Genomic DNA, 13,812 nt, shown 5'->3' with positions numbered 1-13,812 from the left:
ACCCCACCCCAAGACTATTTTTCAGCGTAACGTTAAATCGCTTGCATCTACCTCAGCTTTTGACGCATTTTCATTATCAGAAGGCAGCAAAGCCGCACCGTTACTGAACATGCAGGCACGCTGTACATCACATCACCGCCATAAAATGTCGTTAGGAGAGTTTGTATGTGTTCTATTTTCGGTGTGCTCGATCTGAAGTCCGATCCGGTTGAATTGCGTAAAAGAGCGTTGGAACTGTCGCGCCTGATGCGCCATCGCGGCCCAGACTGGTCCGGTGTTTTCGCCAGCGATAAAGCCATTCTGGTTCACGAGCGCCTGTCGATTGTTGATGTGAATAACGGTGCACAACCGCTGTACAACGCTGCACACACCCACGTATTGGCGGTTAACGGTGAAATTTATAACCATCAGGCCCTGCGTCAGCAACTGGGTGAACATTATCAGTTCCAGACCGGCTCCGACTGCGAAGTGATCCTGGCGCTGTATCAGGAAAAAGGCCCGAACTTCCTGGACGATCTGCAAGGTATGTTTGCCTTTGCCCTATACGACACTGAAAAAGACGCCTACCTGATTGGCCGCGACCACCTCGGCATCATCCCGCTGTATATGGGGCATGATGAGCACGGCAACCTGTATGTCGCTTCTGAGATGAAGGCGCTGGTGCCGGTCTGCCGCAGCATTAAAGAGTTCCCGGCGGGCAGCTACCTGTGGAGCCAGGACGGTGAAATCCGCGAATACTACCAGCGTGACTGGTTCGACTATGACAACGTCAAAGACAACGTCACCGATGCCAACGCCCTGCGCAACGCGCTGGAAGAGTCGGTCAAAAGCCACCTGATGTCCGACGTGCCTTATGGCGTGCTGCTCTCCGGCGGGCTGGATTCCTCGGTGATCTCCGCCATCACCAAAAAATATGCCGCACGCCGGGTAGAAGATGATGAGCGCAGTGAAGCCTGGTGGCCACAGCTGCACTCCTTCGCCGTCGGGCTGGAAGGTTCCCCGGATCTGCGTGCGGCTCAAGAGGTCGCTAACCACCTTGGTACCGTCCACCATGAAATCCACTTCACGGTACAGGAAGGCCTGGATGCCATTCGCGATGTGATCTACCACATCGAAACTTACGACGTCACCACCATCCGCGCCTCCACGCCGATGTACCTGATGTCACGCAAGATTAAAGCGATGGGCATCAAGATGGTGCTGTCCGGCGAAGGGGCTGATGAGGTGTTCGGCGGCTACCTGTACTTCCATAAGGCGCCAAATGCCAAAGAATTCCACGAGGAAACCGTGCGTAAGCTGCTGGCGCTGCATATGTACGACTGCGCTCGCGCCAACAAAGCGATGTCTGCCTGGGGTGTAGAAGCCCGCGTGCCGTTCCTGGATAAAAGCTTCCTGGACGTGGCGATGCGCATCAACCCACAGGATAAAATGTGCGGCAACGGCAAGATGGAGAAGCACATTATTCGCCAATGCTTCGAGTCTTACCTGCCAGCTAGCGTGGCCTGGCGCCAGAAAGAACAGTTCTCCGACGGTGTCGGTTACAGCTGGATCGATACGCTAAAAGAAGTCGCTGCCAAGCAGATTAGCGATCAACAGCTTGAAACCGCACGTTTCCGCTTCCCGTACAACACGCCAAACAGCAAAGAAGGCTACCTGTACCGCGAAATTTTCGAAGAACTGTTCCCACTGCCAAGCGCAGCGGAATGTGTCCCTGGCGGCCCTTCCGTAGCCTGCTCGTCGGCAAAAGCCATTGAATGGGACGAATCCTTCAAAAAGATGGACGACCCATCAGGCCGCGCCGTAGGCGTACACCAATCCGCTTATAAGTAAACCGTCAGCGCTTAACCTTCGGCGGGCCTGATGGCCCGCTTTTTTGTGGATGTTTTCAACCGTTAATGGCCTAATCTGCCGAATTTATCACCATAATGTTCACAACCCAGTCAAACAACCCGTTCAGTCGCTTTTTCGGGAAAAAACTTGTTGACGCAAATCGGCCATATACGCATAATGCGCCCCGCAACGCCGATGAAGGTTGAGCGAAAAAGATGGCTACGTAGCTCAGTTGGTTAGAGCACATCACTCATAATGATGGGGTCACAGGTTCGAATCCCGTCGTAGCCACCAATCTTTTTTGCGGGAGTGGCGAAATTGGTAGACGCACTAGATTTAGGTTCTAGCGCCGCAAGGTGTGCGAGTTCAAGTCTCGCCTCCCGCACCATTTTCTTTCATCGTCGTGCATGCAGCAGGTGGGGTATCGCCAAGCGGTAAGGCACCGGTTTTTGATACCGGCATTCCCTGGTTCGAATCCAGGTACCCCAGCCATCTTTTTCAGGATGGGGCGCTGTAACAATTTGATTGTGTTATTGGGGTATCGCCAAGCGGTAAGGCACTGGTTTTTGATACCAGCATTCCCTGGTTCGAATCCAGGTACCCCAGCCATACAACGCAATTGAAAGTCACAAAGATTAGTGAATGGCTACGTAGCTCAGCTGGTTAGAGCACATCACTCATAATGATGGGGTCACAGGTTCAAATCCCGTCGTAGCCACCATGCTGTCTGTTTTACATTTGGGGTGTCGCCAAGCGGTAAGGCTCTGGTTTCTGATACCAGCATACCCAGGTTCGAATCCTGGCACCCCAGCCAAATTTAGAAAAGCTCGCTTCGGCGGGCTTTTTGCTTTTCTGAGTTCCTACGTTTGGATAAATGGGCGCAACATTCGGCGCCCCATGTCATCACAGACCTAATGCATACTTCAGCGCCCGCTCTTTCAGCTTGCCCGCCCTTTCCGCCACCATCAACGCCAGATTGCGCGCCACGCCCAGCGGAGCCAGGTTATTGCTGAACGCGGTATAAAACAGATCCATGCCGCTTTGCATCAGCAGGTTATCGGTACGACGGCGGCGCTGATAGCGCATCAGCACCTCTTCACTCGCCCAATTTTCTCCCTGCTCACGGGCGTCGGCCACGATCTCCAGTAACGCATCCACATCGCGATAGCCAAGGTTCACCCCCTGCCCGGCCAGCGGGTTGATGGTATGCGCAGCATCGCCGAGCAGCACCAGCCCGGATTGCACATAGCGTTGCGCGTGACGGCGCACCAGCGGGAATGATCCGGCGGCATGAGCCTTCACCGTGCCCAAGCGGGAGGGGAAAGCCGCCGCAATCTCTTGTTCGAGTTGCGCCATAGGTAACGCCTGCAACTGGCGAATACGCTGCGGACTGTCATACCACACCAGCGTTGCCCACTGGTCGTACAACGGCAGAAACGCGCGTGGGCCAGTGGGGAGGAATTGCTGCCAGGTCACATCCTGCTGCGGTTGATCGGTTTCCACGGTGATCAACATGCAAGACTGACGGTATTGCCAACCGCTGGTGCCAATCGCCGCCAACTTGCGCACCTGTGAGTGAGCACCGTCGGCACCCACCACCAAACGCGCCTGTATGGCCTCTGACGAGCTTAATGTCACCTGCCATTGGTCATCGGCTCGATGCATCGCCTGCAGCCTGGCAGGGCAGTACAGCGTTAAATTCTCGCACTGTACCAACTGCTGCCATAGCGCGAGCTGCAAAATACGGTTCTCGACCATAAAACCCAGTTCTGGCAGTCCCAGCGTGGCAGCATCAAACGCCACCCGTGAGGACTCCCATTCCCAGGTTTCCAGCCTGCGGTAGGGTGCCGATCTCATCTGCAACACCGCAGGCCAGGCATCAAGCTGCTTCAACAAGCCAACGGAGGTGCAGCCAATAGCGGAGATCCGCAGGTCCGGCGGGCTTTGGGGATCGAACGTATTGGGAGCCTCATGCTCTAACAAAGCGACCGATAACCCGGCGCGAGCCAGCCCCAGTGCGGCAGCGGCTCCCACCATCCCACCGCCAACCACCACGGCATCAAAGCATTTTTGTGAAGTGTTCATTTTGGCTATACTTTTGGTTAAAAGGGCATCTTGGTTCAGTGTACCGGATTTTTAATCTGGCTTCAGGTCGCATGCTACTGCCACTCCGCTGGTCACCAGCGCGCCAAATGATTACAATGGCCTTCCTGCATGGCGCGTAACGCAACTTTCTCTCCGCACTGAGTAATGGCAAGTCAATGACGAAAAAACTACATATCAAAACCTGGGGTTGCCAGATGAACGAGTACGACTCATCGAAAATGGCAGATTTACTGGGAAGCACACACGGCTTCGAGTGGACTGAAAACGCTGAAGAAGCGGATGTGTTGCTGCTCAATACCTGCTCGATCCGCGAGAAGGCGCAGGAAAAGGTTTTCGCGTTGTTGGGCCGTTGGAAGCAACTGAAAAAGAACAACCCCGATCTGATCATTGGCGTCGGCGGCTGCGTTGCTTCACAGGAAGGGGAACATCTGCGCCAGCGCGCGCCCTGCGTTGACATCGTTTTTGGCCCGCAGACATTGCACCGCCTGCCGGAGATGATCAACCACGTGCGCGGTTCGCATAGCCCGATCGTGGACATCAGCTTCCCGGAAATCGAAAAGTTCGACCGCCTGCCGGAACCCCGTGCCGACGGGCCAACCGCCTTTGTCTCAATCATGGAAGGCTGCAACAAATACTGTACGTTCTGCGTGGTGCCTTACACCCGCGGTGAGGAAGTCAGCCGCCCAAGCGATGATGTGCTGTTTGAAGTCGCTCAGTTGGCCGCCCAAGGCGTACGTGAAGTGAACCTGCTGGGCCAGAACGTCAACGCCTATCGTGGCGCAACCTTTGATGGCGGCATCTGCTCATTTGCCGAACTGCTGCGCCTGGTGGCCTCCATCGACGGGATCGATCGCATCCGCTTTACCACCAGCCACCCGATTGAGTTCAGCGATGACATTATCGCGGTGTATGAAGATACGCCCGAGCTGGTCAGCTTCCTGCATCTGCCGGTACAAAGCGGTTCAGATCGCATTCTGACCATGATGAAACGCGCCCACACGGCGCTGGAATACAAAGCGATTATCCGCAAGCTGCGTCAGGCTCGGCCCAATATCCAGTTCAGCTCCGATTTCATTGTCGGTTTCCCAGGGGAAACCCAGGCCGACTTTGAACAGACCATGAACCTGATTGCCCAGGTGAATTTCGACACCAGCTTCAGCTTTATTTACTCTTCGCGCCCCGGCACTCCGGCGGCAGACATGGTTGACGACGTCAGTGAGGAAGAGAAAAAACAGCGACTGTATCTGCTGCAAGAACGGATCAACCAGCAGGTGATGCAATTCAGCCGCCGTATGCTGAGCACCGTGCAGCGTATTCTGGTCGAGGGCACCTCACGCAAGAGCGTGATGGAACTCTCTGGCCGCACCGAATGCAACCGGACGGTCAACTTTGAGGGCACCCCAGATTTGATCGGCCAGTTCGTCGACGTCGAAATTACTGAAGTGTTAACCAACTCTCTGCGCGGTACCCTGGTCCGCACCGAACAGCAGATGGAACTGCGCGTGCACCAATCCCCTCAAGTGGTGATTGCACGTACCCGTAAGGAAGATGAGCTGGGCGTCGGTAGCTACCAACCCTGATCGCCCCGCCACCTTGGCATTTTCCTTTTTCTCTGCCGGGCAGTCATTGTCCGGTAATTTTGTTTTTTTATTTTGATTATGAGGCGACACAATAATGCAACTCCCACACTGCCCGAAGTGCAATTCCGAATACACCTACCAGGATAACGCCCTGTTCATCTGCCCTGAGTGCGCCCATGAGTGGAGCGACAGCGCGGCCGTTGAAGATGCCGATACCCTGATTGTCAAAGATGCCAACGGTAACCTGCTGGCCGATGGCGATGCGGTGACCGTGGTCAAGGATCTGAAGGTCAAAGGCAGCTCTTCCATGTTGAAGATCGGCACCAAGGTGAAGAACATCCGCCTGGTCGAAGGCGATCACAACATCGATTGCAAAATCGACGGCTTTGGCCCGATGAAGCTGAAATCCGAATTTGTGAAGAAGAGCTGATTTCCGCTGTTAACCTGCTGTTGGGCCAAACTATTTGGCCCAATTCTGCCCCCTCCCCCCTTGAATTCCCTTCGCTGCGCACAGATAGATCAGAGGTAAACTTGCGCCAGTGCGGTACACCATGAATAATTCAGGGTAGAGCTGTTCGGGGGTTGCCCTGAATGCCCGCGCTGAAATCGCGTTACGTGACATCAACCAGGCCCTGTTGAGCCTTGAGGAATCGTTTGAACGTCGCAACACAAGAAATCCTGTTGGAGCCCGCAGACAACCAACGCCTGTTGAGCCTGTGCGGCCCGTTTGATGACAACATCAAACAACTCGAACGTCGGCTGGGGATTGAAATCAACCGCCGTGACAACCGTTTCAAGCTGGTCGGTAAAAACCTGTGCGTGGTTGCCGCCGCCGATATTCTGCGCCATCTGTATGTAGATACCGCGCCGATCCGTGGCGTGACCCCAGATATCGATCCGGAACAGATCCACCTGGCCATCAAAGAGAGCCGGGTGCTGGAGCAGGTGGCAGACAGCGTGCCGGATTACGGCAAATCGGTCACCATCAAGACCAAGCGCGGCATGGTGAAGCCCCGCACGCCGAATCAGGCGCAATACATCACCAATATTTTCGCCCATGACATCACCTTTGGCGTTGGCCCGGCGGGTACCGGTAAAACCTATCTGGCGGTTGCGGCTGCGGTAGATGCGCTGGAGCGCCAGGAAATCCGGCGTATCCTGCTGACCCGCCCGGCGGTTGAAGCTGGCGAGAAGCTGGGCTTCCTGCCGGGTGATCTGAGCCAGAAAGTCGATCCGTATCTGCGCCCGCTGTATGACGCCCTGTTTGAAATGCTGGGCTTCGAGCGCGTGGAAAAGCTGATCGAGCGTAACGTGATCGAAGTTGCGCCGCTGGCCTACATGCGTGGCCGTACGCTGAATGACGCCTTTATCATTCTCGATGAAAGCCAGAACACCACCATCGAACAGATGAAGATGTTCCTGACGCGTATCGGTTTCAACTCGAAAGCGGTGATCACCGGCGACGTGACCCAGATCGACCTGCCACGTAATCAGAAATCCGGCCTGCGCCATGCGGTTGAAGTGCTGTCTGAGGTGGAAGAGATCAGCTTTAACTTCTTCCACAGCGAAGACGTGGTGCGCCACCCGGTAGTGGCCCGTGTGGTGGTCGCCTATGAAGCCTGGGAAGCCGCCGAACAAAAACGCAAAGACGCCATCGCCGAACAACGTAGACGTGAGGCACCGGTTGCCTCTGAACAGGAAACACCATGAGCCAGGTTATTCTGGATTTACAAATTGCCTGCGCCAGCAGTGAAGGATTACCGGATGAAGCCACCTTCCAGCGTTGGCTGGAAGGGGTATTGCCACAGTTCCAGGAAGAGGCCGAAGTCACCATCCGCCTGGTGGATGAGGCGGAAAGCAATGAGCTGAATCTGACCTATCGTGGTAAAGACAAGCCGACCAACGTGTTATCATTCCCGTTCGAGGCACCACCGGAAGTCGAACTGCCGCTGTTGGGTGATTTGATTATTTGCCGTCAAGTGGTTGAACAGGAAGCGGTTGAGCAACAGAAAGCGCTGGAAGCACACTGGGCGCATATGGTTGTTCACGGTAGCCTTCATCTGCTAGGGTATGACCACATCGAAGACGATGAAGCCGAAGAAATGGAATCTTTGGAAACCGAGATAATGCAGGAGATGGGTTACCCAGACCCTTACCTCGCGGAAAAAGATCCCACCTGATGTTAGCTGAGCACCCCGCAGCCCCGATTGGGGCTGTCGCTAATTTTGATAACTCAATAGAGTGATATTAACTAAAACGCCATGAGCGACGACCATTCACAAAGCAATGACAGCCCCAGTCCCAAGAAGGGGTTCTTTACTCTTATCCTTAACCAGCTGTTCCATGGTGAACCCAAAAACCGTGGCGATCTGGTAGAGCTGATCCGTGATTCCGAGCAAAACGACCTGATCGATCCCGATACCCGTGACATGCTGGAAGGCGTGATGGATATCGCCGAGCAGCGCGTGCGCGACATCATGATCCCGCGCTCCCAGATGGTGACGCTCAAGCGTAACCAAACGCTGGAAGAGTGCCTGGACGTGATTATCGAATCCGCCCACTCGCGCTTCCCGGTGATCAGCGAAGATAAAGATCACATCGAAGGCATTCTGATGGCCAAGGACCTGCTGCCGTTTATGCGCGCAGACTCCGAGCCGTTCAGCATCGACAAGGTGCTGCGTACCGCCGTGGTGGTACCGGAAAGCAAGCGGGTTGACCGGATGCTCAAGGAGTTCCGCTCCCAGCGTTATCACATGGCGATTGTCATTGATGAATTCGGCGGCGTCTCTGGTCTGGTGACCATCGAAGACATTCTGGAGCTGATTGTCGGAGAAATTGAGGACGAATATGACGATGAGGAAGATCGTGACGTTCGCCAACTGAGCCGCCACATGTTCACCGTGCGGGCGCTGGCGCCGATCGAAGACTTCAACGACACCTTCGGCACCCATTTCAGCGACGATGAGGTGGACACCATCGGCGGTCTGGTGATGCAAGCCTTCGGCCACCTGCCTGCGCGCGGGGAAACCATTGAAATCGAAGGTTACCTATTTAAAGTTGCGATGGCCGACAGTCGACGTATCATCCAGGTTCATGTCAAAATTCCGGACGACGCCCCGCAACCGAAACTGGAAGAATAACTTATCCATGGCTAAAGCCTTATTACTTGATCGCCAGCGGGTTCGCGCCCTGCTGGCGCTTTTGACCGGTGCCTGTGGCACGCTGGCCTTCTCCCCTTACGATATCTGGCCTGCAGCGATTGTTTCGCTGTGCGGCCTGCTGGCCGTGACCCTCAACCGCACTACCAAACAATCCGCCCTGCTCGGTTTCTGCTGGGGTATGGGGCTGTTCGGTAGCGGCGTGAACTGGGTTTACGTCAGCATTGCCGATTTCGGCGGTATGCCGTTTGCCATCAATATCTTCCTGGTCGTGCTGCTGGCCGCCTATCTTTCGCTTTATACCGGGTTGTTCGCCGGTTTACTGACGCGGATCTGGCCACGTACCACCTGGTGGCGGCTGGCCATTGCCGCTCCGGCGCTATGGCAACTGACCGAGTTCCTGCGCGGTTGGGTGCTGACCGGTTTCCCCTGGTTGCAATTTGGTTATACCCAGATCGACGGTCCGCTGAAAGGCATTGCACCATTGCTCGGCGTGGATGCGATCACGCTGATCCTGATGTCCCTCAGCGGCCTGCTGGTCTTTGCCCTCAATCAGCGGCGCATCACCCCGGCGGTCATTGCTATCGCCATGCTGTTGCTGCCGTGGCCGTTGCGCCAGATCCACTGGTTTACGCCGCAGCCGGATAAAGCGGTGAACGTCGCCATGGTGCAGGGCAATATCGAGCAGTCGATGAAATGGGATCCGAAGGCGTTGCTCAGTACGCTGCAAACCTATCTGGATGAGAGCCGTCCGTTGATGGGCAAAGTGCCAATCATCATCTGGCCAGAGTCGGCTATTCCCGATGTAGAGAGCAATCAGAACGCTTTCCTGACCATGATGGACGATCTGATGCGCGCCAAGAACAGCAGCCTGATCACCGGTATCGTGGACGCTCGCGCTACCCAGCAAGGCACGCAGTTCTTCAACAGCGTGATCGTGCTTGGCGAGGAACAGCCTTACAGCTACCCGGCAGCCAATCGCTATGACAAACATCACCTGGTGCCTTTTGGTGAGTTTGTGCCGTTGGAAACGCTGCTGCGCCCGTTGGCTCCGTTATTCGACCTGCCGATGTCCTCGTTCAGCCGCGGTAACTATGTGCAGCCGCAGCTCAGCGTACGCGGTTATAACCTGACGGCAGCCATCTGCTATGAAATCGTGCTGGGCCAGCAGGTACGCGATAACTTCCGCCCGGATACCAACTTCCTGCTGACCGTGTCCAACGATGCCTGGTTCGGCCACTCCATCGGCCCATGGCAGCACTTCCAAATGGCGCGTATGCGTTCATTGGAACTGGGCAGGCCGTTGCTGCGTAGCACCAATAACGGTATCACCGCCGTCGTTGGCCCAACCGGCGAAGTGTTGGCATCCATCCCACAGTTCACCCGCAAAGTGCTGGAAGTGAAGGTGACACCCACTACCGGCATCACGCCATATGCCCGCTTTGGCTCTGCGCCAGTGTGGATCATCACCGTGCTGCTGGGTGGCATCGCGCTGCTCATTAGCTGGCGCCGCAGATAAGTTCTCTTTGGGCACGGTGCCTTACCGTGCCCTCTTCATTTCTTGTTGCCCCCTCCCTTCTGATGTTTCTGGCATGCTCCTTGCTTTAATTACCCTGTAGAACGTTGCTGATTTACTTTAACTGACATCTTGTCGCATCCGTGCACAACTCCAGCGCAAGTCTCGCACCTCGGTGGTGCATCAGGGGTTTATTGCATTCATTTGGTGCGCGTGATGTCTCAAAAAATGAAACAACTTAGTTTCATCTTGTTCACAATCGGTTATTTTCTATCGTAAATCGGCATTAGGACTATCTTTATAGCTCAGCCGTATAAACTCGCTCTCCCTGAGTGCGGGCAATCACAACAGCATAGGAGTTGGACCATGCAAATGCGCAAATTGGCGTTATCGTTACTGCTGATCGGAATGGCGAGTAGCGAAGCCCATGCGGAAGAACTGACCGGTACGCTGAAGAAAATCAAAGATAACGGCGTGATTGTTGTTGGCCACCGTGAATCCTCAGTTCCGTTCTCCTACTACGATAATCAGCAGAAAGTTGTGGGTTACTCCCAGGACTATTCCAACCAAATCGTTGATGCCATCAAGAAGAAATTGAACGAGCCCAATCTGCAGGTGAAAATGCTGCCGATCACCTCGCAAAACCGCATTCCACTGTTGCAAAACGGCACCTTCGATTTTGAGTGTGGCTCGACCACCAACAACCTCGAGCGCCAGAAACAGGCTGCCTTCTCTGATACCATCTTCGTCGTCGGTACCCGTCTGCTGGTCAAGAAAGGCTCCGACATCAAAGACTTTAAAGATCTGGCCGGTAAAGCCGTGGTCGTCACTTCAGGCACCACTTCCGAAGTGTTGCTCAACAAGCTGAACGACAAAGATCAGATGAAAATGCGCATCATCAGTGCCAAAGACCACGGCGATTCCTTCCGCACCCTGGAAAGTGGCCGTGCAGTGGCGTTTATGATGGATGATGCCCTGCTGGCGGGCGAGCGCGCCAAGGCCAAACAGCCGGATCAGTGGGAAATCGTTGCCACTCCACAGTCCAAAGAAGCCTACGGCTGTATGATGCGTAAAGACGATCCACAGTTCAAAAAGCTGGTGGATGACACTATCGCTCAAGCTCAGACCTCTGGCCAGGCAGCCAAATGGTTTGAGGTTTGGTTCAAACAGCCAATCCCACCAAAAAACCTCAACATGAACTTCGATCTGTCCGACGACATGAAGCAGTTGTTTAAAGAGCCGAACGACAAAGCACTGAACTAATAAAAAAATCAAGCCAGCCAAGCTGGCTGCTGTAGATGACCGTAATAGGACAGACAGGTATGCGGGAGGCCGTTCCCCTCCCGCATTCTTTCCTAGACACGATTCAAGGCACACCAAAAAGCCAGCCTGACTGGCATGCGCCACGATTGCACGGTCATCAAGTTGTAAGGTTTGTAAGGTGTTTTGCACCTGTTTGCCGGAGTTAGTTATGTCAATAGATTGGAACTGGGGTATCTTTCTGCAGCAGGCCCCGTTTGGGAATACCACCTACCTAGGCTGGATCTGGTCCGGCTTTCAGGTTACGGTCGCCCTCTCCGTCTGTGCGTGGATTATTGCCTTCTTTGTCGGTTCACTGTTCGGTATCTTGCGTACCGTGCCCAACCGTTTTCTCTCCTCACTAGGTACCTGTTACGTCGAACTGTTCCGTAACGTGCCGCTAATCGTGCAATTCTTTACCTGGTATCTGGTGATGCCGGAGCTGCTGCCAGCCGATATCGGCATGTGGTTCAAGAGCGAGCTCGATCCCAACGTGCAATTCTTTGTTTCTTCCATGCTGTGCCTTGGGTTGTTTACCGCTGCGCGCGTTTGCGAGCAGGTGCGTGCCGCAATCCAATCCCTGCCCCGCGGCCAGCAGGCTGCCGGGCTGGCCATGGGCCTGACGCTGCCACAAACCTATCGCTATGTGCTGCTGCCCAACGCCTATCGAGTGATCGTGCCACCGATGACCTCGGAAATGCTCAACCTGGTCAAAAACTCCGCCATTGCCTCAACCATCGGGCTGGTGGATATGGCCGCTCAGGCCGGGAAGCTGCTGGATTACTCCGCACACGCCTATGAATCCTTTACTGCCATCACCCTCGCCTATGTCGCTATCAACGCGGTCATCATGCTGTTTATGCGTATTGTCGAGAAGAAAGTGCAGTTACCTGGCCATATGGGGAGTAAATAATGTACCAATTTGATTGGGGATCGATTGTCCCAAGCTTCCCGTATCTGCTGCAGGGGCTGGTCGTCACGCTGAAAATTACCGTGACGGCTATTGTGTTCGGTATCCTCTGGGGCACCGTTCTGGCGGTGATGCGCCTGTCGTCGATCAAGCCGATCAGCTGGTTTGCGGCGCTGTACGTCAACCTGTTCCGCTCCGTACCGCTGGTGATGGTGCTGCTCTGGTTCTATCTGGTGGTTCCAAGCTTATTACAACAAGTTCTTGGGCTGTCACCGAAAACCGATATTCGCCTTATCTCGGCTATGGTAGCCTTTTCGCTGTTTGAAGCCGCGTACTACTCGGAAATTATCCGGGCAGGCATTGAAAGCGTCTCGCGCGGTCAGTCCTCTGCCTCACTGGCGTTGGGCATGACCCAGTGGCAATCGATGCGGCTGGTGATCTTGCCGCAGGCGTTCCGCGCCATGGTGCCGCTGCTGCTGACCCAAGGGATCGTGTTGTTCCAGGATACCTCGCTGGTGTACGTACTTAGCCTGGCCGACTTCTTCCGCACCGCGTCAACCATTGGTGAGCGTGACGGTACACAGGTGGAAATGATCCTGTTCGCCGGTTTGGTCTATTTTGTTATCAGTCTCGCCGCCTCGGCGCTGGTAAGCTATTTGAAGAAAAGGACTGTTTGATGATATCCCTGAAAAATGTTTCTAAGTGGTACGGTCACTTTCAGGTTCTGACCGACTGCACCACCGAAGTCAAAAAAGGCGAAGTGGTGGTGGTCTGCGGTCCTTCCGGCTCAGGCAAATCGACCCTGATTAAAACCGTCAACGGGCTGGAGCCGATCCAGAAAGGCGATATCGAGGTTAACGGTATTCAGGTCAACAACAAGAGCACCAACCTGGCGCAACTACGCTCCAAAGTGGGGATGGTGTTCCAACATTTTGAACTGTTCCCTCACCTGTCGATCATTGAAAACCTGACGCTGGCGCAGGTTAAAGTCCTCAAGCGCGACAAGGCCGCCTCACGCGATAAAGCCTTGAAGCTGCTGGAGCGCGTGGGCCTGTCGGCACATGCCGAAAAGTTCCCAGGGCAGCTCTCTGGTGGCCAGCAGCAGCGCGTGGCGATTGCCCGTGCGCTGTGTATGGATCCGATCGCCATGCTGTTTGATGAGCCCACCTCCGCGCTCGATCCAGAAATGATCAACGAAGTGTTGGACGTGATGGTCAAGCTGGCGCAGGAAGGGATGACCATGATGGTGGTGACCCACGAAATGGGCTTTGCCCGTAAGGTAGCCCATCGGGTGATCTTTATGGATGAAGGGAAGATTGTGGAAGACACCAATAAGGATGACTTCTTCAACAACCCGCAGTCAGAACGTGCCAAAGACTTTTTGGCCAAAATCCTGCATTGATTTACCAGATG

Annotated in this window: 12 protein-coding genes and 6 tRNA genes; 17 read left to right on the top strand and 1 reads right to left on the bottom strand. The window is 54.8% G+C overall.

All coding sequences use genetic code 11. From position 1 onward, the window contains the following. The first annotated feature begins 165 nt into the window (after positions 1–165). The 7 genes from asnB to KGP17_RS07275 all read left to right on the top strand — a co-directional run bounded on the left by asnB (position 166) and on the right by KGP17_RS07275 (position 2,644). Complete coding sequence (asnB, locus tag KGP17_RS07305) at positions 166–1,830, top strand: asparagine synthase B (RefSeq protein WP_223499104.1); 1,665 nt, start codon at positions 166–168, stop codon at positions 1,828–1,830. Between the two features lie 217 nt (positions 1,831–2,047). Continuing rightward, a tRNA-Met gene (locus tag KGP17_RS07300) sits at positions 2,048–2,124 on the top strand. A gap of 9 nt (positions 2,125–2,133) precedes the next feature. After that, positions 2,134–2,218: transfer RNA gene (locus tag KGP17_RS07295), tRNA-Leu, on the top strand. A gap of 29 nt (positions 2,219–2,247) precedes the next feature. Then, positions 2,248–2,322 (top strand) — tRNA-Gln (locus KGP17_RS07290). Between the two features lie 42 nt (positions 2,323–2,364). Then, positions 2,365–2,439 (top strand) — tRNA-Gln (locus KGP17_RS07285). A gap of 35 nt (positions 2,440–2,474) precedes the next feature. Further along, positions 2,475–2,551: transfer RNA gene (locus tag KGP17_RS07280), tRNA-Met, on the top strand. A gap of 18 nt (positions 2,552–2,569) precedes the next feature. Beyond that, positions 2,570–2,644, top strand: a tRNA-Gln gene (locus tag KGP17_RS07275). An 89-nt stretch (positions 2,645–2,733) separates the two neighbouring features. Here the strand turns inward: KGP17_RS07275 and ubiF are convergent. After that, a complete protein-coding gene (ubiF, locus tag KGP17_RS07270) occupies positions 2,734–3,915 on the bottom strand; it encodes a 3-demethoxyubiquinol 3-hydroxylase (protein WP_223499103.1) in 1,182 nt (393 codons plus the stop codon). Between the two features lie 176 nt (positions 3,916–4,091). Here ubiF and miaB point away from each other — a divergent pair, with 176 nt between their 5' ends. The 10 genes from miaB (at position 4,092) to KGP17_RS07220 (ending at position 13,801) form a co-directional block, all read left to right on the top strand. After that, positions 4,092–5,516 carry a tRNA (N6-isopentenyl adenosine(37)-C2)-methylthiotransferase MiaB gene (gene miaB, locus KGP17_RS07265; RefSeq protein ID WP_223499102.1) on the top strand — a complete coding sequence of 475 codons (1,425 nt, stop codon included), beginning with the start codon at positions 4,092–4,094 and terminating at the stop codon, positions 5,514–5,516. 94 nt (positions 5,517–5,610) lie between these two features. Further along, positions 5,611–5,946: a zinc ribbon domain-containing protein YjdM gene (locus tag KGP17_RS07260; protein WP_021179990.1), complete on the top strand. Its 336-nt coding sequence runs from the start codon at positions 5,611–5,613 to the stop codon at positions 5,944–5,946. Between the two features lie 224 nt (positions 5,947–6,170). Beyond that, a complete protein-coding gene (locus KGP17_RS07255) occupies positions 6,171–7,226 on the top strand; it encodes a PhoH family protein (RefSeq protein ID WP_223499101.1) in 1,056 nt (351 codons plus the stop codon). After that, positions 7,223–7,696, top strand: coding sequence for an rRNA maturation RNase YbeY (gene ybeY, locus KGP17_RS07250; protein WP_021179992.1), 474 nt, complete (start codon positions 7,223–7,225; stop codon positions 7,694–7,696). The genes KGP17_RS07255 and ybeY overlap by 4 nt, the downstream gene beginning before the upstream one ends. 81 nt (positions 7,697–7,777) lie before the next feature. Then, complete coding sequence (corC, locus tag KGP17_RS07245; RefSeq protein ID WP_021179993.1) at positions 7,778–8,656, top strand: CNNM family magnesium/cobalt transport protein CorC; 879 nt, start codon at positions 7,778–7,780, stop codon at positions 8,654–8,656. Positions 8,657–8,663: 7 nt separating this feature from the next. Further along, positions 8,664–10,193 (top strand): apolipoprotein N-acyltransferase, encoded by a 1,530-nt coding sequence (lnt, locus tag KGP17_RS07240; protein ID WP_223499100.1) that lies wholly within the window; start codon positions 8,664–8,666, stop codon positions 10,191–10,193. A gap of 363 nt (positions 10,194–10,556) precedes the next feature. Next, positions 10,557–11,453: an amino acid ABC transporter substrate-binding protein gene (locus tag KGP17_RS07235; RefSeq protein ID WP_223499099.1), complete on the top strand. Its 897-nt coding sequence runs from the start codon at positions 10,557–10,559 to the stop codon at positions 11,451–11,453. A 208-nt stretch (positions 11,454–11,661) separates the two neighbouring features. Then, positions 11,662–12,402, top strand: a complete 741-nt coding sequence (locus tag KGP17_RS07230; protein ID WP_021179996.1) for an amino acid ABC transporter permease — start codon at positions 11,662–11,664, stop codon at positions 12,400–12,402. Next, positions 12,402–13,076, top strand: a complete 675-nt coding sequence (gene gltK / locus KGP17_RS07225; protein ID WP_059200136.1) for a glutamate/aspartate ABC transporter permease GltK — start codon at positions 12,402–12,404, stop codon at positions 13,074–13,076. Before KGP17_RS07230 ends, gltK begins: the two co-directional genes overlap by 1 nt. Further along, on the top strand, positions 13,076–13,801 hold the full coding sequence (locus KGP17_RS07220) for an amino acid ABC transporter ATP-binding protein (protein ID WP_021179998.1): 726 nt from the start codon (positions 13,076–13,078) through the stop codon (positions 13,799–13,801). Before gltK ends, KGP17_RS07220 begins: the two co-directional genes overlap by 1 nt. Positions 13,802–13,812: the final 11 nt, after the last annotated feature.

Source organism: Serratia sp. JSRIV001 (assembly GCF_019968745.1).
In the GTDB taxonomy this organism is placed as follows: Bacteria; Pseudomonadota; Gammaproteobacteria; order Enterobacterales; family Enterobacteriaceae; genus Chania; species Chania fonticola_B.
This window is presented reverse-complemented; position numbering and strand designations above follow the sequence as displayed.

What these genes read in the sequence shown, in the direction of transcription:
- asnB (WP_223499104.1), top strand. Translation starts at nt 166, where the DNA reads ATGTGTTCTATTTTCGGTGTGCTCGATCTGAAGTCCGATCCGGTTGAA.
- ubiF (WP_223499103.1), bottom strand. Translation starts at nt 3,915, where the DNA reads ATGAACACTTCACAAAAATGCTTTGATGCCGTGGTGGTTGGCGGTGGG.
- miaB (WP_223499102.1), top strand. Translation starts at nt 4,092, where the DNA reads ATGACGAAAAAACTACATATCAAAACCTGGGGTTGCCAGATGAACGAG.
- KGP17_RS07260 (WP_021179990.1), top strand. Translation starts at nt 5,611, where the DNA reads ATGCAACTCCCACACTGCCCGAAGTGCAATTCCGAATACACCTACCAG.
- ybeY (WP_021179992.1), top strand. Translation starts at nt 7,223, where the DNA reads ATGAGCCAGGTTATTCTGGATTTACAAATTGCCTGCGCCAGCAGTGAA.
- corC (WP_021179993.1), top strand. Translation starts at nt 7,778, where the DNA reads ATGAGCGACGACCATTCACAAAGCAATGACAGCCCCAGTCCCAAGAAG.
- lnt (WP_223499100.1), top strand. Translation starts at nt 8,664, where the DNA reads ATGGCTAAAGCCTTATTACTTGATCGCCAGCGGGTTCGCGCCCTGCTG.
- KGP17_RS07235 (WP_223499099.1), top strand. Translation starts at nt 10,557, where the DNA reads ATGCAAATGCGCAAATTGGCGTTATCGTTACTGCTGATCGGAATGGCG.
- KGP17_RS07230 (WP_021179996.1), top strand. Translation starts at nt 11,662, where the DNA reads ATGTCAATAGATTGGAACTGGGGTATCTTTCTGCAGCAGGCCCCGTTT.
- gltK (WP_059200136.1), top strand. Translation starts at nt 12,402, where the DNA reads ATGTACCAATTTGATTGGGGATCGATTGTCCCAAGCTTCCCGTATCTG.
- KGP17_RS07220 (WP_021179998.1), top strand. Translation starts at nt 13,076, where the DNA reads ATGATATCCCTGAAAAATGTTTCTAAGTGGTACGGTCACTTTCAGGTT.